At 73.2% G+C, this 21,325-nt stretch carries 22 protein-coding genes; 10 read left to right on the top strand and 12 right to left on the bottom strand.

Translation table 11 applies throughout. From position 1 onward, the window contains the following. Positions 1-41: 41 nt before the first annotated feature. The 7 genes from ACZ63E_RS18645 to ACZ63E_RS18615 all read right to left on the bottom strand — a co-directional run bounded on the left by ACZ63E_RS18645 (position 42) and on the right by ACZ63E_RS18615 (position 6,677). Positions 42-1,601, bottom strand: a complete 1,560-nt coding sequence (locus ACZ63E_RS18645; protein ID WP_465337299.1) for a SpoIIE family protein phosphatase — start codon at positions 1,599-1,601, stop codon at positions 42-44. Continuing rightward, positions 1,598-3,358, bottom strand: a complete 1,761-nt coding sequence (locus ACZ63E_RS18640; protein WP_465337298.1) for an ATP-binding response regulator — start codon at positions 3,356-3,358, stop codon at positions 1,598-1,600. The genes ACZ63E_RS18645 and ACZ63E_RS18640 overlap by 4 nt, the downstream gene beginning before the upstream one ends. Next, a complete protein-coding gene (locus ACZ63E_RS18635; protein WP_465337479.1) occupies positions 3,355-4,386 on the bottom strand; it encodes a SpoIIE family protein phosphatase in 1,032 nt (343 codons plus the stop codon). Before ACZ63E_RS18635 ends, ACZ63E_RS18640 begins: the two co-directional genes overlap by 4 nt. After that, entirely contained in the window at positions 4,383-4,796 is a 414-nt protein-coding gene (locus ACZ63E_RS18630) for an anti-sigma regulatory factor (protein WP_465337297.1), read from the bottom strand. The genes ACZ63E_RS18635 and ACZ63E_RS18630 overlap by 4 nt, the downstream gene beginning before the upstream one ends. Then, complete coding sequence (locus ACZ63E_RS18625) at positions 4,793-5,203, bottom strand: STAS domain-containing protein (RefSeq protein WP_465337295.1); 411 nt, start codon at positions 5,201-5,203, stop codon at positions 4,793-4,795. Before ACZ63E_RS18625 ends, ACZ63E_RS18630 begins: the two co-directional genes overlap by 4 nt. Next, positions 5,203-6,018 (bottom strand): STAS domain-containing protein, encoded by an 816-nt coding sequence (locus tag ACZ63E_RS18620; protein ID WP_465337294.1) that lies wholly within the window; start codon positions 6,016-6,018, stop codon positions 5,203-5,205. The genes ACZ63E_RS18625 and ACZ63E_RS18620 overlap by 1 nt, the downstream gene beginning before the upstream one ends. Before the next feature lie 92 nt (positions 6,019-6,110). Further along, a complete protein-coding gene (locus ACZ63E_RS18615) occupies positions 6,111-6,677 on the bottom strand; it encodes a TetR/AcrR family transcriptional regulator (RefSeq protein WP_465337293.1) in 567 nt (188 codons plus the stop codon). An 82-nt stretch (positions 6,678-6,759) separates the two neighbouring features. Between ACZ63E_RS18615 and ACZ63E_RS18610 the strand changes: the two genes are divergently transcribed. Further along, on the top strand, positions 6,760-7,659 hold the full coding sequence (locus ACZ63E_RS18610) for an aldo/keto reductase (RefSeq protein ID WP_465337292.1): 900 nt from the start codon (positions 6,760-6,762) through the stop codon (positions 7,657-7,659). A gap of 143 nt (positions 7,660-7,802) precedes the next feature. Here the strand turns inward: ACZ63E_RS18610 and ACZ63E_RS18605 are convergent, their stop codons facing one another. Continuing rightward, positions 7,803-7,958: a hypothetical protein gene (locus tag ACZ63E_RS18605; protein WP_465305979.1), complete on the bottom strand. Its 156-nt coding sequence runs from the start codon at positions 7,956-7,958 to the stop codon at positions 7,803-7,805. Positions 7,959-8,132: 174 nt separating this feature from the next. Between ACZ63E_RS18605 and ACZ63E_RS18600 the strand changes: the two genes are divergently transcribed. From ACZ63E_RS18600 to ACZ63E_RS18580, 5 genes are all read left to right on the top strand, one after another. Beyond that, on the top strand, positions 8,133-8,687 hold the full coding sequence (locus tag ACZ63E_RS18600; protein ID WP_465337291.1) for a flavin reductase family protein: 555 nt from the start codon (positions 8,133-8,135) through the stop codon (positions 8,685-8,687). A gap of 74 nt (positions 8,688-8,761) precedes the next feature. Next, complete coding sequence (locus tag ACZ63E_RS18595; RefSeq protein ID WP_465337290.1) at positions 8,762-9,994, top strand: cytochrome P450 family protein; 1,233 nt, start codon at positions 8,762-8,764, stop codon at positions 9,992-9,994. 103 nt (positions 9,995-10,097) lie between these two features. After that, positions 10,098-10,226 carry a hypothetical protein gene (locus tag ACZ63E_RS18590; RefSeq protein ID WP_465305974.1) on the top strand — a complete coding sequence of 43 codons (129 nt, stop codon included), beginning with the start codon at positions 10,098-10,100 and terminating at the stop codon, positions 10,224-10,226. An 11-nt stretch (positions 10,227-10,237) separates the two neighbouring features. Then, positions 10,238-11,425 (top strand): cupin domain-containing protein, encoded by a 1,188-nt coding sequence (locus ACZ63E_RS18585; RefSeq protein ID WP_465337289.1) that lies wholly within the window; start codon positions 10,238-10,240, stop codon positions 11,423-11,425. Between the two features lie 136 nt (positions 11,426-11,561). Beyond that, complete coding sequence (locus ACZ63E_RS18580) at positions 11,562-12,398, top strand: sucrase ferredoxin (RefSeq protein ID WP_465337288.1); 837 nt, start codon at positions 11,562-11,564, stop codon at positions 12,396-12,398. On the opposite strand, the gene ACZ63E_RS18575 is transcribed toward ACZ63E_RS18580, so the two are convergent. Next, on the bottom strand, positions 12,385-14,061 hold the full coding sequence (locus ACZ63E_RS18575) for an alpha/beta fold hydrolase (RefSeq protein WP_465337287.1): 1,677 nt from the start codon (positions 14,059-14,061) through the stop codon (positions 12,385-12,387). The genes ACZ63E_RS18580 and ACZ63E_RS18575 overlap by 14 nt on opposite strands. Before the next feature lie 159 nt (positions 14,062-14,220). On the opposite strand from ACZ63E_RS18575, the gene ACZ63E_RS18570 reads away from it, so the two are divergent. Next, a complete protein-coding gene (locus ACZ63E_RS18570) occupies positions 14,221-14,775 on the top strand; it encodes an RDD family protein (protein WP_465337286.1) in 555 nt (184 codons plus the stop codon). Here the strand turns inward: ACZ63E_RS18570 and ACZ63E_RS18565 are convergent. Next, complete coding sequence (locus ACZ63E_RS18565) at positions 14,668-15,318, bottom strand: response regulator (protein ID WP_465337285.1); 651 nt, start codon at positions 15,316-15,318, stop codon at positions 14,668-14,670. The two genes, ACZ63E_RS18570 and ACZ63E_RS18565, sit on opposite strands and share 108 nt — an antisense overlap. Positions 15,319-15,338: 20 nt before the next feature. Then, entirely contained in the window at positions 15,339-16,508 is a 1,170-nt protein-coding gene (locus tag ACZ63E_RS18560; protein WP_465337283.1) for a sensor histidine kinase, read from the bottom strand. A gap of 178 nt (positions 16,509-16,686) precedes the next feature. On the opposite strand from ACZ63E_RS18560, the gene ACZ63E_RS18555 reads away from it, so the two are divergent. Next, complete coding sequence (locus tag ACZ63E_RS18555; RefSeq protein WP_465337282.1) at positions 16,687-17,145, top strand: hypothetical protein; 459 nt, start codon at positions 16,687-16,689, stop codon at positions 17,143-17,145. On the opposite strand, the gene ACZ63E_RS18550 is transcribed toward ACZ63E_RS18555, so the two are convergent. After that, positions 17,129-18,508, bottom strand: a complete 1,380-nt coding sequence (locus ACZ63E_RS18550) for an alpha/beta hydrolase (protein ID WP_465337280.1) — start codon at positions 18,506-18,508, stop codon at positions 17,129-17,131. The two genes, ACZ63E_RS18555 and ACZ63E_RS18550, sit on opposite strands and share 17 nt — an antisense overlap. A gap of 166 nt (positions 18,509-18,674) precedes the next feature. On the opposite strand from ACZ63E_RS18550, the gene ACZ63E_RS18545 reads away from it, so the two are divergent. Together ACZ63E_RS18545 and ACZ63E_RS18540 are read left to right on the top strand one after the other, a co-directional pair. Continuing rightward, positions 18,675-20,948: a glycoside hydrolase family 3 N-terminal domain-containing protein gene (locus ACZ63E_RS18545; protein WP_465337278.1), complete on the top strand. Its 2,274-nt coding sequence runs from the start codon at positions 18,675-18,677 to the stop codon at positions 20,946-20,948. A gap of 172 nt (positions 20,949-21,120) precedes the next feature. Continuing rightward, positions 21,121-21,294 carry a hypothetical protein gene (locus ACZ63E_RS18540; protein WP_465337277.1) on the top strand — a complete coding sequence of 58 codons (174 nt, stop codon included), beginning with the start codon at positions 21,121-21,123 and terminating at the stop codon, positions 21,292-21,294. Positions 21,295-21,325 lie beyond the last annotated feature (31 nt).

Here is a 21,325-nt window from a genome sequence, read left to right as displayed (position 1 = left end):
TCAACCGCGTCTGCGGAAACGTTAGCAGCCGCGCCTGGGCCTCAGCTGCGTCGCAGCGCCAGGAGCGCGATGTCGTCCTCCGCGGCCGCGCCGAAGCGGGCGAGCAGGGTGTCGCACAGGGTTTCCAGATCGGCGTCGTGGGCGACGGCCGTGCGCAGCAGCTCCATGCCGTCGTCGACGACGCTGCCCCGCCGCTCGACCAGGCCGTCGGTGACGAGCAGCAGCAGCGTGCCGGGGTCGAGCGTGAGCGACGTCGCCGCGGGCCGCGGCAGCCCGAGGCCCAGCAGCGGCCCCTTGATGCCGAGGTAGCGCGCGCCGGACGCGTCGGCGAGCAACGGCGGGATGTGCCCGGCGTTCGCGACCTCCGCGGCGCCCGTCGCCGGGTCGAGCACGACGAGGCTGACCGTGGTGAGCCCGCGCGGGTGGTAGCGGCGCAGCATGGCGTCCAGCCGCTCGAGGATCTCGACCGGCCCGTGCCCTTCGACGGCGTAGGCGCGCAGGGCGTGGCGGACCTCACCCATCACCGTGGCCGCCTCGAGGGAGTGCCCGACCACGTCGCCGACGGCGATGAGCAGGCGCCCGCCGAGGTCGGACACCTCGTAGAAGTCGCCGCCGATCTCGGCGTTGGCGCTCGCGGGCGCGTACCGGGCGCACATCTCCAGCCCGGGCGACACCGGCAGATGTCGGGGCAGCAGGCTGCGCTGCAGGGTGAGGGCGAGCTGGTGTTCCTCGGTGAACGACCGCATCGCCTCGCACGCCAGCGCCGTCGCCTGGCCGAGCTGCAGCAGGAGGTTGCGGTCGTCGTCCGACCGGATCGCGCCCGGCTCGACGGTCAGTACGAGGGGGACCAGCGACGGGTTCGCCTGGGCGAACGCGAGGGTGGTCCCGTCCGGGGAGGTGACCAGCTGGGCGAAGGAAGCCTCCGTGCCCGGGTTCGCCGCGCTCACCGACCGGGTGACCTCCGCCAACGCGCGGAACGTGTCGGAGCGCACGAGCGGCGTCCGGCCTGGCCCGTCCGTGGCGGCCGAGCGGGCTAAACCGTGGTGACTCGAACTGAGGACCGTGGCCGGGCCCTCGAAGACGGCCGCGGCGCCCGCGGCGGCCGCGACGAGCACGTCGTCGAACGTGGTGGCGCTGTTCATGGCGCGGGTGGCGTGGGTCAGCCGGTCCAGCCGCACCGCCAGCCGTTCGGCCCGCGTCCGGGCCCGGTAGTACCGCAGGGCGGCCTCGACGGTGGCCACCAGCTCGCCCGGGTCGACCGGCTCGACGAGGTAGCCGTCCGCGCCGCGGTCGAGCCCGGTGGTGCGGTCCTCGACCTCGATGGCGGTGGCCGAGATGTGGATCACTGGCATCGCCGCGGTCCGTGGGTCGCCCTTGACCCGGTCGCAGACGTCGAAGCCGCTCATGTCCGGGAGGTTGACGTCCAGCAGGACGAGGTCGAGCGGCTCGGCGTCCAGCGCGGCCAGTGCCTCCCGGCCGGTCTTGGCCTCGGTGACGCGGTAACCGTTGCGGCGCAACCAGCTGCTGGTCAGGTACCGGCTCGCCTCGAGGTCGTCGACGACCAGGATGCTCGCTCTCGCGCGCTCGCCGGGATCACTCATCTGGGCACCGTCCTGGCCACGACCGCGAAGGCTTCACCGACCGCCAGTCTGAGGGTTTCGGGGGAGACCTGCGACTTGAGCAGCAGACCCGCCCGGAGCCCGGCGCCGGTGAGGTCCAGTCCCTCCGGCACCGCCGAGGAGACCACGACCACCGGGATGTCGCGCAGGCCGGGCTTTTCGCGCAGCACCTGCAGCACTTCGCGGCCGTTCATGCCGGGCATCAGCAGGTCGAGGAAGACCAGGTCCGGCCGGTGCCCGTCGAACACCTCGATCGCCTCCCGCCCGTCCGCGGCGTGCCGGACGTCGGCGGCGAGGTCGCCGACCAGCCGGGCGAGCCGGACGCGGAAGTCGGCGTCGTCGTCGACGATGAGCAGCGAGCCGACGCGGACCGGGGTCGCCCGGCGCGGGTCGGGGCGCGGCAGGCGGAGCACGACGGTCGTGCCCGTGCCGGGCTCGCTGGACAGCTCCAGGCCGCCGCCCAGGATCTCCGCGAGCCGCCGTGCGTAGGGCAGGCCGAGCCCGGTGCCCGGCGCCCGCGCCTGCAGGTCGTTGGGCACCTGGTGGAACTCTTCGAAGACGCGGTCCTGCTGGTCGGCCGGGATGCCGATGCCGGTGTCGGACACCGTGAAGCGGACGTCGTCGTCGTCCGCGCCGACGGTCAGCCGGACCTCGCCGCGCTCGGTGAACTTGAGGCTGTTGGACAGCAGGTTGCGCAGGATGCGCACCAGCATCGTCTCGTCGGTGATCAGCTGCGGAGCCGGTTCGGGGACCTCGATCACCAGCTCGACCTCAGGCGAGGCCACCGTGGACCGCAGGGCGCCGCGCAGCTGGAGGCAGACGGCGACCAGGTCCACCTGGGACGGCTGCGCGACCAGGTGGCCGGACTCGGCCTTCGCGGTGTCGAGCAGCTCGTTGACCAGCGACAGCAGCGTCGAACCGGCGTCGTTGACCAGCCCCACCTGGCGCCGCTGGTCGTCGGTGAGCGGGTCGGCGCCCGGCCCGCTCAGCAACCGGGCGAGGCCGATGACGGAGTTGATCGGCGCGCGCAGCTCGTGGCTGATGTTCGACCAGAACCGGGTCTTCGCCTCGCTGGCCGCCTTGAGCTGGCTGGACTTCTCGTTCAGCTCGGCGTAGAGCGCGACCACCCCGCGGTTGGTTTCTTCGAGCTCTTCGGAAAGCTCCTTGTAGAGGGCGACCACCCCGTGGTTGGTCTCCTCGAGCTCTTCGTTGACCCGCATGAGTTCCCGGCTCTTCGCTTCGAGGCTTTCCAGGGTCTCCAGCAGGTCCTGGTTCTGGGCCCGCAGCTCGTCCATCGGCGTGCTCATCCCGTGCTGCCCCAGGACTTCGCGCAGCCGCGCGAGGTCGGCGGGTGCGGGCGTCCGGAGCCCGGAGGAACGCAGCTTGTGCAGCGAGACCACGTTCTGCCCGGCCTCGCAGGTGACGTCCAGGCCGTCCATCAGCCGCTCCGCGGTAGCGCGACCGGCGTCGAGGACCGCTTCGGCCGCCCGGCCGCGCCAGCTGAACTCGGCGACGAGCGCCGCCGGTGCGTCGGCGAGCACGAACCGCACGGTGGCCTGGACTCCGGCGGCGACCAGGTCGCGGCCGACGTCGCTGAGCACGGTGGCGACGCGGACCTGGTCCTGGCCCTCCAAGCCGACGGCCGCGGCGACCTCCCGGCCGCAGCGGCGCACGGCGAACACGTCGGTCTCGGCCGCGATCGGCAGGCGGATGAGCTCGTCGCGCCGCCGCGCGGTCATGGGCGTGGTTTGCCGACGAGGACGCCGGCGTCGTCGTTGCGGGTCCCGGCGTCACGCAGCAGGCAGGCCGCGATCTCGAGCGGGCCGGCCGCGAACTGCCGCTCGCGGCCTTCGACGCTCCAGCGCTCGGTGAGGCCGTCCGAGTGCAGGACCACGGTCGCGCCGGGCGGGAGGGCGTAGTCGAAGGCGCGGATCGTGCGGGCCTGGTAGCCCGCGACACCCGGGACCGAGACCATGCCCTGCTTGCGGCCGTCGGCCACCACACTGCCGGCGATGTTGCCCAGGCCGGCGTACCGGACCGTCCCCGCGGCCGCGTCGACGTCGGCGATCGCGATCGCGCCGCCGCGGGTTCCGCGCAGTGCCTCGTGGATGCGCTTCACCAGCACCTCCGGGCGTTCGGTCGCGTGGGCGCAGAAGGTTTCGACCGCGGCGCGGGCCGCCGCGGCCGCCAGCGGGCCGTGCCCCGACCCGTCGCACATCATCAGGCGCAGCCGCCCGGGTTCCTGGTGCACGGCGTAGGCGTCGCCGCTGACGTCTTCGCCGCCGATCGGCCGGGTGATGCCCGTGGCAGTCTCCCCGGACAGCTCGGCCGGCGCCGTGCGCTGGGGGTGGAAGCGCGCGGTGACGACCGTGCCGCGGCCGGGTTCGGAGAGCACGGCGGTCGTGTCGGCGAGCCGGGCCACGGCGCCCAGCCCGACCCCGAGCGAGCCGGTGGTGGACTCGCCGTCCCGGCGGGACAGGTCGACGTCGGCCATGCCGGGGCCGTGGTCGATCGCGACCACCTCGACGGCGGCCTCGGTCACCGCCCGGACGACCCGCACGACCAGGACGCCTTCGGTGGCGTGCTTGGCGAGGTTCGTCTCCAGCTCGGTGACCGCGAGGCCGACCTCGGCCGCGCGGACCTCGTCGAACCCGAGCCGGGTGGCGAGCCCGGCCGCGGCGCGCCGGGCCCGGCCGTGCGCGGTGCCGTGCTCCACCCGGACCCAGGCGAGGTCCTCGGTGACCGGGAGGCAGGCGCCGTCGATCATCGGGCCCACTTCACGACGGTGACCTTCGTGCCGCGCCCGACCTCGGTGTCCAGGTCGAACTGGTCCACCAGCCGCTTGGCGCCGCCCAGGCCGAGCCCGAGGCCGGTGCCGCTGCTCCAGCCGTCGGCCAGGGCGACGGTGACGTCCGGGATGCCCGGGCCGTCGTCGTGGAAGGTGGCGCGCACGCCCTTGCGGCGGCCGTTGTCGACCTCTTCGACGCGGGCCGACCCGCCACCGCCGTAGATGAGCGTGTTGCGGGCGAGCTCGCTGGTGGCGGTGACCAGCTTGGTCTGGTCCACCAGCGACAGCTTGAGCCGCAGGGCGTAGGCGCGGACCAGCTGCCGGACCCGGACGACGTCCTCGTCGGCGCGGATCGCGATCTCGTCGGGTCCGTCCGCGGCGCCGGTCATCCGGTGACCCGGACGGATTCATCGTCCTGCTCGACCGACGCACCCCTCCTTCGCGCGGTGAGCTTCTGCAGGACCGAGATCCCGCGGTCCAGGTCCAGGGCGGTGTGCACGTCGCCGAGGGTCAGGCCGAGCTCGACCAGCGTGATCGCCACCGCGGGCCGCATGCCGACCACGACCGTCTCGGCGTCGAACAGCTTCGACAGCGACGCGATGGTCGCGAACATCCGGCCGATGAACGAGTCGACGATCTCCACCGCGGAGATGTCGATGACCACGCCGGACGCGCCGGTCGTGCTGATCTTCTCGGCGAGGTCCTCCTGCAGGGCCAGCACGCTCTGGTCCTGCAGGTCGATCTGGATCGACACGAGGAGCATGTCGCCGATCTTGAGGATGGGGACGCGGTCCATCAGCGGGTCCGCTCGCCGGAGCGGCTCACGACCACGCCGTCGCGGTGCAGCGCGTGCCGCAGCGCGTCGGCCAGGGTCGCCTTGGTGGTGATGTCGCCGAACTCGATCCCGAGCGCGACGATGGTCTGCGCGATCTGCGGCCGGATGCCGGAGATGGTGCACTCGGCGCCCATCAGCCGGGCCGCGACGACGGTCTTGAGCAGGTGCTGCGCGACCTGCGTGTCGACGGCCAGCACGCCGGTGATGTCGATGATCGCGTGCTCGGAGCCGGTCTCGACCAGCGACTCCAGCAGCTTCTCCATCACGACCTGCGTGCGCGCCGAGTCGAGGGTGCCCACCAGCGGCACCGCGAGCACGCCTTCCCAGAGCTTCACGACCGGGGTCGTCAGCTCGAGCAGCTGCTCGGACTGCTCCTTGATGATCTCTTCGCGGGCGGCGGCGTAGGTCTCGAACGTCCAGAGCCCGAGCGTGTCGAGCAGGCTGGAGAAGGCGAGCACCTCCCGGAACACCTCGGCGCTGTCCTCGTTTTCGGTCAGCTCGGAGACGGCCTGCTTGAGCGCGAAGACGCTCGAAGCGGTCTCGGACGGGCTGAAGCCCTGGCGGGCCCGGGACCGCGAAAGGTCGGCGAGCTGGGCCTTGATCTCGCCGTACTCGGCGCGGTCGAGGTTCCCGTCCAGGCTGACGACGGGGACGAGCGAGCCGTACAGGTCACGGAGGTCGCGCTCGAGCTCGACGGTGGTCAGCCGGCCGCGGACCGCCGAGCCCGCCAGTTCGGCCCACCGGGCGATCAGCCGCTCACGCTCGGTTCCGAGCATTCCGGCCAGCCGATGGGGCCGCTCGCTTTCGGCTACCACTGATGTCTCCTCAACGGTCAAAGGTGGGACCGACCCTAGCGTGGCGGCCGGGTTCAGCGGGGGCGCAGGGCGTCGACGACGAGGTCGAGCAGCCGGGCGATCCGCTCCGGCTCGGGCCCGGGCGAGGTGGCCAGGAAGATCCCGAGCAGCAACGTCGTGACGTCTTCGGGGTCGTGGTCGGCGCGGAAGACGCCCGCTTCGGCGCCGGCGGTGAGGATCGAGCCGATCGCCGCGGTGATGCGCTGCCGCGTCACCGGCGTCGCGATCCGGCCGGACGCCCAGCCGGCACGCAGGACGTCGGCCATCCCGCGCTTGGTTTCGACGAACGCCGCGTAGCGGTTCATCCACGCGCGGAGGGCGGCTTCCGGCGGGAGCTCGGCGAGGAACGTCGCGGCGCTGGTGGCGACGTCGTCGAGCTCGGCGGCGTAGACGGCTTCGACGAGCGCCTCTCGCGTGGGGAAGTGCCGGTAGAGCGTGCCGATCCCGACGCCGGCCTCGCGCGCGACGGCTTCCAGCGAGACGGCGCCGTCGGCCGCCGCGAAGGCGTCGCGCGCCACGGTGACGAGCTTCTCGCGGTTGCGGCGCGCGTCGGCGCGGACGGCTCGATCGGGCGAAGTCAAAACGGAGGCCCCTCCGGTTGTGCTATCTTCGGCTTAGCGGAGGTCCCTCCGCTTCTCCATCATCGCACGAAGGCGGATCACCATGACCTCGAACGCACCCACCGGCCCGCTCGCCGGCCGCACCGTCTCGCGGGTCGGCTACGGGGCGATGCAGCTCGAACGCCTCCGCGGCGACCGCGCGGCCGCCGTCTCCTTGCTGCGCCGGGCTTTCGAGCTCGGTGTCGACCACGTCGACACCGCCGAGTTCTACGGGAACGGCTTTGTCAACGGCGTCATCCGGGAGGCGCTCGAGTCCGGCGAAGACGTCCTGGTCGCCACCAAGGTCGGCGCCGACCCCGACCCGGACGGCCCGATCCCGCTGCGGCTGGCGCAGCGGCCGGAACAGCTGCGGGCGAGTGTCGAGCAGAACCTCGTCAGCCTCGGCACGGACCGGATCCCGCTGGTCAACCTGCGCCGCGCGGACACCCGGCCGGGCGTCACGGCCGAAGGGGACCAGGTGGTGGACCTCGACGACCAGCTCGAGGTGATGACGGCCCTGCGCGACGAGGGCAAGATCGGCGCGATCGGGCTCAGCGCCGTGACCACGGACATCCTGCGCCGGGCGCTCCCGGCGGGCATCGCCTGCGTGCAGAACGCCTACAGCCTCGTCGGGCGCGCCGACGAGGACATGCTCGCGCTGTGCGTCGCCGAAGGCATCGCGTGGGTGCCGTTCTTCCCGCTCGGCGGCGCCTTCCCCGGCCTGCCGAAGGTGACCGACGAGCCGGCCGTGCACACCGCGGCGGAGTCGCTCGGCTGCACGCCGTCGCAGGTCGGTCTCGCGTGGCTGCTGCACCACGCGCCCAACGTGCACCTCATCCCGGGCACGGCGGACACCGCGCACCTCGAGGCGAACGTCGCCGCGGGCGGGATCAAGCTCGACGAGCCGGCCCTCGCCGCGCTGGACGCGGTCCCGGTGCGGTCGACGGACGTCGCGCTCGGCTGAGCGCCGGCCCCGGTGGCCCGAGCCCCGGCACGCTCTGACACCCGGTTCGCGACACACAAGGTCGCGGTCGGAGCCGACGGCAGCTCGGCCGCGCGAATCCGGCCTTGCCGGAACCCTGGGTGGCGCCGCCGGGGCCGCGCGGCTCAGTTGTACCCGAGGACGATGTGCTCGCGGACGTATTCGCGTTCCGCCGGCGGCGCGCCGGTCCGCTGCGCCGGGATGTCGATCCGCCGGTGCTCGCCCCGCTGGACGGGCACGGCCTCCGTGCGCCGGTCGGCCGTGGTCGCGGTCGTTTCCATGGGTTCCTCCGTTCCGCTGCCGTTCTTGCGTGCCGACCACGATCCGCCCCGCGGGTCGAGGAACGGATGTGAAGCGCTCACGCCCCGGGGATGCGCAGCGCACGAGTAGCGGGTGTGCGGCGCGCGGGCTGCACTGGAGGCGAGGGTTTTCGACGGCGGAGAAAGAGGTGTGCCATGTCCGGACCGGTTCGGGCGCTGAAGCGGGTGCCGGCGGCGCGGGCTCGCCGCCTCGCGCCGCAACCCGGGTTCCGTCAGGTGATGGCCCAGTTCGCGACCGGCGTCACGGTCCTGACCGTGGGCGGCGAGGACGCGCACGGGATGACCGCGAGCGCGTTCGCGCCGGTGTCACCGGAGCCGCCGATGGTGTTGTGCTGCGTGGCGAAGGCGGCGCGGATGCACACCGCGATCGTCACCGCGGGCTCGTTCGGGGTGAACGTCCTGGCGGCCGACCAGCACGAGCTGGCCGGCTACTTCGCCGACTGGCGCCGTCCCGGCGGGATGGCCCAGTTCGGCCCGGTCGGCCACCGCATCGGGCCGAAGACCGGCGCACCGCTGTTCACCGGGGCGCTGGCGTGGCTGGAGTGCGAGCTCGAGCAGGCGAGCGCGGGCGGCGACCACTCGATCTTCCTGGGCCGCGTGGTCGCCGCCGGCCGCGGCGCCGGCGAACAGCCGCTCGTCTTCCACGGCGGCCGCCGCCACGACGTCGACCGGCGGGCCCGCGCCGCCTGAGCGAGTCTTACGTTGCTGTGACAGGTTTTCCCGCGGCGCCCGCGCGTCGCCGGGAACTGAATATCGTCGGGTGAATGACAACTGGCGACGCGCTGGTCCTCGACACCTTCGGTCACGACGTCCACGGGGAGGGAGCGCGGCTGCGGGCCGCGGGTCCGGCCCGGCTGGTGGAACTGCCCGGCGGTGTCCGGGCCTGGGCCGTTCCCGACGCGGCGGTCCTGCGGAAACTCCTTACCGATCCCCGGGTTTCGAAGGACCCGAACCGGCATTGGACGGCCTGGCGCGAAGGCCGGATCTCCGAAGACTGGCCGCTGCGCATCTGGGTTTCGGTGCGCAACATGTTCACCACCTACGGCCCCGACCACCGCCGGCTGCGGACGCTGGTGGCCAAGGCGTTCACCCCGCGCCAGGTCGAGGCGATGCGCCCGGACATCACCACGATCACGGCCGGGCTGCTGGCGGAGATCGAGCGCGCGGGCGCCGGCGGCGAGCCGGTCGACCTGCGGGAGGGCTACGCCTACCCGCTGCCGGTCGAGGTGATCTGCCGGCTGTTCGGGGTGCCGGCCGGGCGGCGCGAGGCCCTGCGCACGGTCGTCGACACGATCTTCGACACCACGGTCACCCCGGCCCGGGCGCAGGCGAACGCGCTGGAGCTGTACGAGATCATGCGTGGGCTCGTCGCCGAGAAGACCGCCGACCCGGGTGCCGACCTCACCAGCGGGCTGATCGCGGCCCGCGCCGAGGACACCGGCCGGCTCGAGGCCGACGAGCTGGTCGACACCCTGATCCTGATGCTGACCGCGGGCCACGAGACGACGGTGAACCTGCTCGACCACGCCGTCACCGCGATGCTCACCCATCCGGAGCAGCTGGCGGCCGTCCGGCGCGGCGAGCACACGTGGAGTGAGGTGATCGAAGAGACGTTGCGCTGGCAGGCGCCGGTGCCGTACCTGCCGCTGCGGTACGCCGTCGACGACATCACGCTCGGCGGCGGGGTGGTCATCGGCGCCGGTGAGGCGATCCTCGCCGCCTACGCGGCCGCCGGGCGCGACCCGGCCGAGCACGGCGCGACCGCCGACGGTTTCGACCTCGGCCGCGAAGACAAGCAGCACCTGGCCTTCGGCCACGGCGTCCACTTCTGCCTCGGCGCGCCCCTGGCCCGGCTCGAAGCCGCCATCGCGCTGCCGGCGCTGTTCGACCGGTTCCCCGGCCTGCGGCTGGCCGTCGATCCGGGCGAGCTGACCGGCGTCCCGTCGTTCCTCTCCAACGGCCACACCTCGATCCCGGCGCTGGTCACCCCGCGCTGATCTTCGCCGGACGGGGGAACGGGACTACTCAAATGATCGATGACCGTCACGCTTCTCTCACGTAGCGTGGGAAATCCAGTCGTCGACGTTTGGGAGGTCCCGGATGGCGCAGGAAAACACGGTCAGCGACAACCAGGCCAGCGGTCTGCTGCTCAGTGTCGAGCCGCTGCCGACGGCCGTCGACCGCGGCAAGGCCAACGGCGCGGTCGCCGACAACGACGGCAACGACTAGCCGAAGCCGTCGTGACGGAGATTCCCGGACTGGCCGACCTCGTGGCACCCCTCGAGGCCGGCCAGTTCTTCGACGACGTGCTGGGGAAGTCCCCGCGGCGGTTCCCGGGGGAGAAGGGGCGCTTCGCCGCCCTGCTCCCGTGGCGGGAGATCGACCGCGTGCTGCGGCAGCACCGCCTGGACTTCCCGCGCCTGCGCCTCGCCCTCGACGGCGAGGTCGTGCCGGCGCACACCTACACGGAGATGGTGCCGACCCGGCGCACCGGCCTGGTGCCGCGCGTGCTGTCCGCGCCCTTCGCCGAGCACCTGCGCGCCGGCGCCACCCTCGTGCTCGACTCGGTCAACGAGCTCGTCGACCAGGTCGGCGACCTCACGGCCCGGCTCGAACACGACCTGCGCGAGCGTGTCCAGGTCAACCTCTACGCCGGGTGGGGGACCACGCACGGCTTCGACGTGCACTGGGACGACCACGACGCGTTCATCATCCAGATCTCCGGCCGGAAGCGGTGGCGGCTGCACGGCCTCACCCGCCCCTCGCCGCTGCAGCGCGACGTCGAGCTCCCGCCGAAACCGGAGGGCGAGCCCCTCGAGGACTTCCTGCTGGAAGAGGGCGACGTGCTCTACGTGCCGCGCGGGCACTGGCACGACGTCTCCGCCGTCGGCGAGGAGTCCCTGCACCTGACCATCGGCTTCAACGCGGCCAACGGCGTCGACCTCGTGGCGTGGCTCGCCGACCAGGTGCGCGCGGACGAGCTGTTCCGCGCCGACCTGCCGCGGTTCGCCGCGCCGGAAGACCGGACGAAACGGGCGGCGGAGCTGCGGCAGCGGATCACCGAGCTGATGACCGACGAGCTCGTCGACCGGTTCCTCGCCGACCGCGACGCCCAGGCGCCCGCGCACCCGCGGGTCGGCCTGCCGTGGGCCGCGACCGGCGAGCGGCTCCCGCCGGGAGACGACTTCGAGGTCCGGATGCTCACCCCGCGGGCCGCACTGGCGGACGGCGACGGCACGATCGCCCTGCTCGCGGCCGGAAAACGGCTGGTCTTCGCCGCGGCCGCCCGGCCGGTGCTCGACGCTCTGCTGAGCGGCTCACCCCGCTCGTTCGGGGCGCTCGCCGAGGCCGCGCCGGCACTCGACCGGGCGACGCTGAGAGCGTTCCTCGGAGAGTTGGTCACACAGGGGCTGCTGGCGCCCGCTTAGTCAGGTACGCTTAGGCATGCCTAAGTCGAGCTCCGAGGCACCAGGAGGAGCTTGCGCCGGACACGCAGGTGCGGCGCCGGGGTGCGCCGCGCTCACCCGAGCCCTCGGGGGTGAGCCCGCCGGCACCGCCGGCCACATGACGTCCTGGCTGCTCATCGAGCAGCCCGGCGCCTGGGCGCCCGATGCCCTCGAAACCACGCTGGACGAGCTGTTCCCCGGGCGGCGGCTCGACGCCGCCCGGGAGGCCGGCCTGCGCCCGCTGCTCATCCGGAAACCGGGCCGCCACGCGCGGGTGCCGGGTTCGTCGCGCACGGTGTTCGTCGCCAGCGGCCGGCCGGGCAAGCGCTGGCTGGAACGCCTGTCCCTGGACGAGCTCTCCGACGTCGACCTCGAAGCGGTGGCCGCCGGCCGCCGCGGGCACGGCGCCCCGGTGGCCGGGCCGCTGTTCCTGGTCTGCACGCACGGCAGCAAGGACATGTGCTGCGCGGTCTTCGGCCGCCCGGTGGCGACCGGCCTGGCCCAGAACCACCCCGGCCTGGTCTGGGAGGTCAGCCACGTCGGCGGCGACCGCTGGGCGGGCAACCTCCTGACGGTCCCCGACGGTTTCATCCACGGCGGCCTCGGCATGCCGGAAGCCGAGCTGGTGGCCAAGGAGGCGTTGCACGGCAACGTCCGCCTCGACCACCTGCGCGGCCGCACCTCGGCGGAGACCCCGTGGGCGCAGTACGCGGAGATCGCGGTCCGCAACCGCACGGGTCTCCGGAGCCTCGACGCCGTGCTGGCGCTCGAAGAGCACCCGCACGGCGACTCCCGGACGGTCGTCGTGGCCGCCCGGGACCGCCGCTACGAGGTGGTGCTCCGCCGGGTGCCCTCGGCCGGGTCCGGCGTGAGCCGGTGCTCCGCCCGGGTGGTGCTGTCCGGGTTCACGGTGGAGTCGATCCGCGAGCAGAGCCGCGAGCTCACCGCCGGTTGAGGGCGCTGACCTCGTCCTGGAGCCGGCCGCGCAGCGCCGAAGTCCCGTCCGCGAGTCGCGTTTGGACGGACGGCGCTCCGTTCCGCACCGGCCCGGCCACCGGGTACACCTGATCCTCGCCGGGCAGCGGCACGCCGGGACAGGTCGTCGCGCCGGGCCGGGAGTTCTTGGTGAGGAACACGTTCACGAGCCCGTCGACGCACGGGTTGCCGGCCAGCGCGTACTGGCCGTGGAACGGCGAGTCGTCCACCGAGACCAGCGGGACACCCGCCGCCCGCGCCCCCGACTTCGCCTGCTCGTAGCCGGTCTGCGGGTCGAACTCGCCCTGCACCACCAGGATGTTCGCCGCCACTTCCGCGGGCACGTCCGGGAGCTCGTGCCGGGGCGCGTCCGACCAGAAGCCGCACGCCTCGCCGAGTCCGTACGCCCAGCCGAACAGCGGGTACTGCGGGCCCTGCCGGTCACTGAGCCGCTTGTACCAGGCCGAGCTGCGGGTGGGCTGGTCACCGCAGGCGACGGCGTAGCGCGTGCCGGGAACCTGGGTGTAGTCGGGCGCGAGCGCGACGACCCGCGCCGGGGTCAGCTCGGCCGCGGGCACCCCGAACTTCTCGCGCGACGCGGCGTCCAGCGGCCCGGCCAGCGCGGGCGGCGGCGTGGCGGACGTCCCGTCGAGCGCGGCCGCGCCCTGGAGGAACACCAGCGCGCCGAGCAGCCACTGGATCGGGCTGCCGTTGCCGACGAAGATGCTGTCGAAGGTGTCGGGGGAGACACCCTGGGTGCCGTAGTAGGCGCGCACGCGTTCCCACTTCGCCTTGACCTCGGCGGCCGTCCGGCCCAGCTGGTCCGGGAAGGTGCGGGCCAGCCACGGCAGGTAGACGTCGTCGAACTGCCGCTGGTCGATGACCGGGAAGGCCTCGAAGTCGGCCTGCAGCCGGCCCTCGAAGTCGACGCTGGAGTCGAGCACGGTCTTGCCGGTGTGCTCCGGGAACAGCGACGCGTACTTCGCGCCGAGCCAGGTGCCGTAGGAGTAGCCGAGGTAGTTGAGCTTCTCGTCGCCGAGCAGGCCGCGGACCAGGTCCATGTCGTGCGCCGTCTGCCAGGTGGTGACGAACGGCGCGAGCGCGTCGCTCTGGCACGCCTCGGCGATGGCGCGCGGAACCTGCTGGTGCCGCGCGATGCTTCCGGCCGAGCGGTCCCGGGCGTCGAGGGCGCCCTGCGGGAGCCGGCCGGCCGGGACCTGGCACTGGAAGCCGTGGTCGTCGGTCCCGGCCTGCCCGGTCCCGCGCGGATCCATGCCGACGAAGTCGTAGAGCGCGTGCACCGACGGCTCCAGCGCCGCGAGCGGTCCCGCCAGCGTGGTGCCCTGGCCGCCGGGCCCGCCGGGGTTCAGCAGGAGGGCGCCGCGCCGCTCCCCGGTGGCCGCGGCCCGGCTGATCGACACCTCGAGGTCGTGCCCCGACGCCGGGTCGGCCCAGTCCCGCGGGACGACCACCCGGGCGCACTGCACGGGCGCGTCGTTCGCGGCGGGCTTGAACGGGCAGTCGCCCCAGGTGAGCTTTTGGGTCGTGTAGGGCGTGAGGGGATCGGCGGCCGCGGCCGTGGTGGCCGTGGTCGCGACGAGCAGGGCCGCCAGGGCGGCCAATCCTGTCCGGGTGGTGCGCACCGGGAGTCCTTCCGTCGTCGGGTCGTCCGCGCCGAGCCTGGCCTCGCCGCGCGCGCCGGTGATCAGCCCGGAGGACGAACTCGCCGGTTCCGCCTCGGCCCGGGGTATGAGACACGCGCTCAGCGCGCGCCGGGGCCGCCGGGCGGAGATCATGGGCTGATGAGCGGTTCCCGGACCGGACGCGGCATCGTCGGGCGGCGGCTCGTGCAGTTCCTGCTCGACGAGATGCTCGTCTTCCTCCCCATGCTGCTGCTCGCCATCGCCGTCATCTGGCTCTTCCACCCGCACGGGCCCGCGCTGCTCGGGTTCCTCAAAGCCGTCGTCTACACGATGCTGGCGCTCGACTTCGTCGGCTTCTGGTTCGTCACCACCTGGTGGCCGTGGCGGCACGGCGGCCAGACCCCGGCGATGCGGTGGCTGCGGCTGCGGGTCGTGACGCTCGACGGGGGCCACCCGCCGCTGTCGGTGTTCGTCGTGCGGGAGCTGCTGATGATGGTCGACGGCTTCGCCTGGGGGCTGGTCGGGATCGTCGTGATGCTGGTGACCCGCCGCCGTCAGCGGTTCGGCGACGTTGTCGCGCGCACCGTCGTCGTGCGGGTGCCGCGGTCAGCGGACCAGGCCGCTTTCCCAGGCCCAGATGGCGATTTCGGTGCGGTTGCGCGCCCCGAGCTTGCGCTTGGCCGCGCCGATGTGCGTCTTGACGGTGGGCAGTGACACCACCAGCGAGCGGCAGATCTCGTCGTTCGTCTCGCCGCGGGCGACCGCGCGGACGACGTCGAGCTCACGCGGGGTCAGCGGGCTCGCCAGCTCCGTCGCGCGCCCGGGGTCGCGGCGTGCGAAGTGCGCCAGCAGCCGGGTCGTGATCGCGGGGGAGACGAGCGCTTCGCCGTGGGCGGCGGCGTGCACGGCCTCGACGAGCAGGTTCGGCCCCGCGTCCTTGAGCAGGAACCCGCAGGCGCCGGCGCGCAGGGCCGCGTGCACGTTCTCGTCCAGCCCGAACGTCGTCACCATCACGACGTGCAGCGGCTCCGGGACGTCCGGGCCGGCGAGCAGCTCGGTCGCCCGCAGCCCGTCCACGCCGGGCATCCGGATGTCCATCAGCGTGACGTCGGGGCGCAGCTCGCGGGCGAGCCGCACCGCCTGGTCGCCGTCGGCGGCCTCGCCGACCACCTCGATGTCCGGTTCGCCCTCGAGGATGAGCCGGAACCCCGCGCGGACCATCGCCTGGTCGTCGGCGATCAGCACTCGCGTCGGCACCCGGTTCCCCTCGTCGGCGGTCAGCCCGGTTCGAGCGGCAGCCGCGCGACGACGCGCCAGCGCTGCCCGTCCGCCGGTCCCGCCTGCACCGTACCGCCCACCGCGGCCACCCGCTCGGCCATCCCGAGCAGGCCGTAGCCACCCCGGCGGGCGGGTTTCGCGGCGCCGTCGTTGACCACCTCGATCCGCAGCGCGCCGTCCGGTTCGTGCCGCACGAGCACCCGCACCTCGGCAGCGCCGGGCGCGTGCCGGCGGACGTTGGTGAGCGACTCGGTGAGCAGCCGGTGGGCGGTCGTCACGACCTCGGGCGCGACCGGCACCCCGGCGAGGCCGGGACCGACGTCGAGGTGGATGCGCTCGTCGTCGCCGACCGCGCGGTCCACCGCGGTGGCGAGATCGGTGGGCGGCACGAAGAGGTCCTCCTCGCCGGTCCGCAGCGCGCCCACCAGCCGGCGCATGGCCGCGAGGGCCGTGGCGCCCGCGGTTTCGAGCTCGGCGAACGTCGTCGTGTCGCCGCCGGTGCGTTCGGCGACGCGGTGGGCGGCCTGCACCCGCACGACGATCCCGGTGACCTGGTGGGCGACCAGGTCGTGCAGCTCGCGGGCCAGGCGCAGCCGTTCGGTGTTGCGGACCTCCAGGACTTCCACGCGGGCGCGGACTTCGGCGTCGCGCAGCACCAGGCCGCCGGCCAGCGCGGCGCCCCAGACCACGGCGGCTCCGGCGGAGTAGAGCGCGGCCGGGGTGTCCGTGCCGTAACGCAGGATCGGGGCGAGCGTCACCGCGCAGCCGCCGAGAACCGCCTGCGCGGTGGCGGAACGCGGGGAGAGCCGGTGGCAGCAGGCGCCGACCACGAGCGCGATCGCCAGGGTCTCGGCGGCGCCGGGTTGCGGCGGGAGCCGCGAGCCCGCCGCGGCGACGGCGGCCGTGATCACCGTGCCCAGCAAGGAAAGCCCCGAGACGGCGGTGGCGAGGACGGCGATGTGGTCGGGGAACCGGCGGCGCAGCACGGCCAGCAGCGCGACGACCGGGCCGACCCCGGGCGCGAACTCGAGGGCGACGGTGGAGAGCTCGCCCCGCACCGGACCCGCCCGGACCGCGAGCACCATGTCGAGCACCACCAGCACGGCGAGCACAACCGCCTCGGCCACGAGCGGGCCCCGGCGGCCGCTCCACGGGATCCGCGTGATCACGGACGGCCTTCGAAGGTCATCTGCCGATGGTGCCTCACGAGACGCGCCCGCGCCGCCTCCGCGGCCGGAACTCATACCCGGGTACGAGACGGCCGGGCGATCTCGTACCGCCGGTTGATCGCGGCGCCCGTGGTTCCCGTGAGACTCGGGACGAGACGACGACAGACGGAGGGTTCCCATGCGGGAGGCAGAGTTCATCACCGGCGCACGACCCGTCCAGGGACCGGTCGAAGGGTTGCCGGGCTGGTACTTCGTGCTCGTCGGGCTGCTGGTCGCCAGCAACGACCTGACCCGGCAGTTCAGCGACCGCTACTCGTGGGTCGCCCTGCTGCCGCTGGTGCTCGTCGCGGTGCACCTGACGCTGTGGTTCACGCTGCTTTCCCGCCGCCGCAAGTACTTGCGCGCGGTGTGGCGCAGCAAGCAGGCGCTCGGCCTGGTCGCGGTCCTGTTCGTCCTGCGGCTGGGACTGCAGTTCGGGCTCACGAAGCTGACCGACAGCGCCGCGCCGCTGCACAGCTACACGCACCTGGTGATCGGTCTGGTGATGCTGGTCGTCACGACGGCCGGCGCGTGGTTCGACCAGTGGCTGATCCTGCGGGTGGTGAACCGCGACGCGCGGGTCAGCCCGGGCAGCTGAGGTCGTGCCGGGGCGCCCGGCCGGTCAGCAGGTAGCCGTCCACGGCCGCCCGGGTGCAGGGGGTGCGCTGGTAGACGGCGTGGCCGGAGCCCTCGTACGTCAGCAGCGTGGTGTTCGCCGGCGCCTGGTGGTGGATGTTCAGCGCCCACGCGTACGGCGTCGCCGGGTCGTGGCGCGAGCTCAGCAGCAGGATCCGCGGCGCCCGCGCGAGGTCGAGCCGGTGCGGCGGGTTCGCGGGCGGGCCGGGGATGCCGGTGCAGGCCATCACCTCACCGTGCCCCAGGACACTGCCCCGCATGATCGGCGCCCGGCGCAGCTCTTCGGCGCGCATCGCCGAGTACTGCGCGAAAGTGCCGATCCGGAGGTCGAAGTCCTGGCAGACGACGGCGAGGCGGACCGACCGGTAGTTGTACTCGAACTGCGCGCGCACCGGCGGCCGGCCGGCGGCGGTGTCGGCGACCAGCGTCGCGAGGGCGTCCCAGTCGGGGGTGTACATGTCCGAGAACGCCCATTCCGGCAGCCAGCCGGACGGCAACGGCATCCCGTCGGCCGCGACGAGCGCCCGCTCCCACACCGCCCGGACGTCCTGGCCGTGCAGCGCGCACGAAGGGGTCCGGCCGCACCACGCGGTGAACTGCCCGAACAGGTCGTCGGCGGCGGTGGCGCGGTCGCCGACGAAGTGCCGGGTGTCGACGCTGTGGTCGATGGTGCCGTCCAGGACCATCGCGCGGACGCGGTCGCCGTGCGCCTCGGCGTACTGCTGCCCGAGCAGGGTGCCGTAGGAGATGCCCTGGAAGCTGATCTTCTCCTCGCCGAGGGCCCGCCGGAGCGCGTCCATGTCTTGGGCGTTGACCGCGGTGTCGGCGTGGTCGAACACGGGTAGGTTCCGCGCCCGGCAGTCCGCCACCGCCTGCCGGTTGTACCGCCGGAAAGCGTCGAACTCGGCCGGGCTGGCGGGCGTGTCGTCCGGGCCGCCCGGCTCGGGCTCGCACCGGATGAACTCGCTGTTCCCGGTGCCCCGCAGGTCGAAGCCGACCACGTCGAACCGGGCCCGCACCTCGGGACTGAAGTAGCCCGGCGCCAGCGCGAACTCCGCGCCCGACGAACCGGGGCCGCCGGCGTCGGCCAGCAGCACGCCGATGCGGTGCGCGGGATCGGTGGCGCGGTGCCGCGCCACCGCGAGGGTGATCTCCGGCCCGCGGGGCCGGTCCCAGTCCAGCGGCACCCGCAGTGTGCCGCACTCGCCGTCCGGCTCGTCCGGGCAGGTCGTCCACGTGATCGGCGACGGCGCCCACTCCGTGCCGGCGGTCGCCGGAGTGGCGCCGGTCAGCAGCAGCACACTCGTGAGGACAGCTCCGGACATTCGCACGGCTTCCCCCAGTGGCTCGCGAATTTCCGACCGTAGGGGCTTCCCGGCCCGGACCACAACCCGCCGAAGGGCCGAACAGAGGGCGCCATTCGTGCTGCTGGCGGCGGCCTTTCGTGCCTATCCTGTGCGCCCCGAGTTCTCTCGCGAAAGGGTCCCCGCCATGGAGCAGTCCGAGAGCCACGCTGCCGATCGCCCGGCCGCCGACGGTGTGAACCGGCGGAGCCTGCTCGCCGGGGTCGGCGGGATCCTCACCGCGGGCGGGGTCGGCCTGCTCGCCCCGGGCGCCGCCGCCGCGGACCCGGCGGGTCCGGCCGGCCGGCCGGACCGCGACGAACGGGTCGAGTCCCTGCTGCGGAAGATGACCCTCGCCGAGAAGCTCGGCCAGCTCCAGCTGGTCGGCACCGAAGACCTCGCGCGGACGTCGCTGGCGACCGGGCAGCTCGGCGGGGTGTTCTCCGTGGTGGGCGCCGCGAAGCTGAACGCGCTGCAGAAGATCGCCGTCGAGCAGACCCGGCTGCGGATCCCGCTGATCTTCGGCCTCGACGTCATCCACGGGTACACGACCAACTTCCCGATCCCGCTCGCCCAGGGGTCGAGCTTCGACCCGGCCGTGGCGGGGGCCGACGCGACGGTGTCGGCGAAGGAGGCCCGCCACAGCGGCATCCACTGGACCTACGCGCCGATGATGGACGTCACCCACGAGCCGCGCTGGGGGCGCATCGCCGAGGGGTACGGCGAAGATCCTTACCTGGCTTCGAAGATGGCCGTGGCGAAGGTCCGCGGGTACCAGGGTGACGACTACTCGTCACCGGACCGCCTCGCCGCGTGCGCCAAGCACTTCGTCGCCTACGGCGGGGCCGAAGGCGGCCGGGACTACAACACCGTCGACATCTCGCTGCAGCGGCTGCACAACCTCTACCTGCCGCCGTTCAAGGCGAGTGTCGAGGCCGGCGTGGCGACCGTGATGGCCAGCTTCAACACGATCAGCGGCGTGCCCGCGCACGGCAACGGTTACGTCCTGCACGACGTCCTCAAGGGCGCCTACGGCTTCCGCGGGTTCGTCGTCAGCGACTACACCGGCATCGAGGAGCTGATCAACCACGGGCTCGCCGGCGACGGCGCGGACGCCGCGGCGGCGGCGCTGCCCGCGGGCGTGGACATGGAGATGGTCAGCACCAACTACGTGAAGTACGGCGAGCAGCTGCTGAACCAGCGGCGGATCACCCGCGACCAGATCGACGACGCCGTCCGCCGGATCCTGCTGGTGAAGGTCCGGCTGGGGCTGTTCGAGCGTCCGTACGTCGACGAGCCGGGCGAGGTGAAAGCGCCTTCCCCGGCCGCGCTCGCCGCGTCGCGCCAGGCCGCCGGGCGGTCCATGGTGCTGCTGAAGAACGAGGGACTGCTGCCGCTGGCGAAGACCGTGCGCTCGGTGGCGGTGGTCGGCCCGCTCGGCACGGCGACCTACGACCTGAACGGCACCTGGTCGGGCCTCGGCACCGGCGCGGGCACGACCCCGCCGGTGACGGTGGTCGACGGCATCAAGGCGGCGGCGCCCGGGGCCACGGTGACCTACACCGCCGGCTGCACGGTGGAGGGCGCCGACACGAGCGGGTTCGCCGCCGCGCAGCAGGCGGCCCGCGCGGCCGAGGTGACGGTCGTGGTGGTCGGCGAAACCGCCGCGATGAGCGGCGAGGCGGCGGCGCGCAGCGTCATCGACCTGCCCGGGGTGCAGCAGCAGCTGGTGGCCGCGATCAAGGCGACCGGGAAGCCGTTCGTGGTGGTCCTGGTCAACGGCCGGCCGCTGACGATCCCGTACCTGCACGACAACGCGCCGGCGATCCTCGAGGCGTGGGCACCCGGGGTGCAGGGCGGGCACGCGGTCGCGGACGTCCTGTTCGGCGTGGTCAACCCGGGCGGCAAGCTGCCGGTCAGCTTCCCGCGCGCGGTCGGGCAGGTCCCGATCTACTACAACCACGAGAACACCGGCCGCCCGGCCGACCCGGTCAACAAGTACACGTCCAAGTACCTCGACCTGGAGTCCGGACCGCTCTACGAGTTCGGCCACGGCTTGTCGTACACGACGTTCCGGGTCGACAGCCTGCGTCTTTCGGACACCCGCATGCCGGCGCGGGGAGGGCGGGTCCAGGTGAGCGTGCGGCTGACCAACACCGGCGGCCGTGCGGGCGATGAGGTCGTGCAGCTGTACTTGCGTGATCCGGTCGCTTCGATCGTTCAGCCGGTTCGTCGCCTTCGCGGGTTCGAGCGGGTGACGCTGGCCGCGGGCGCGTCGAAGACGGTGTCGTTCACGCTCACCCCGGAGGACGTCGGCTTCTACGACAACGGCGCGAAGTTCCGGGTGGAGCCGGGGAAGATCGAGGTCTACGTGGGCACGAGCTCGGCGGCGACGTTGACGGCGAGCTTCACGGTCGTCTGACGACAAGCAGCGCTTCACTGTCGTCACGCACGCGTCCTGCGCCGGGGTGGTCGCGGCGAACGTTTGGTGGTCTGGCGTGGCTTGTCGTGAGTGGTAAGTAGGGTTCTAACCCGACTAAACACTCACGACCCCTTGAGCGCCCGGCGAACTGGACGACGGGCAGCTCGGCGGAGTGGGGGAGAAGGTCACCGAACTGACCGGCGTCGACCTGCCCGTCGACGGGGCCACCGAGGCGGTCGGGTCGGCGACCACCCAGGGGCAGGAGTTCCTCGACTCGACCGGCTCCCTCAGCGAGACCGCCACCGGCCTGGCCGGCGACGTGATCGATCCGAACGCCCGGGGCTGAGCGACGCGTCCGCCATTGCGGAACCCGGCCG

This window comes from Amycolatopsis sp. NPDC104819, from assembly GCF_055583145.1.
Note: the sequence above shows the minus strand (reverse complement) of the source record. Positions and strands in the feature narration are given on the sequence as shown.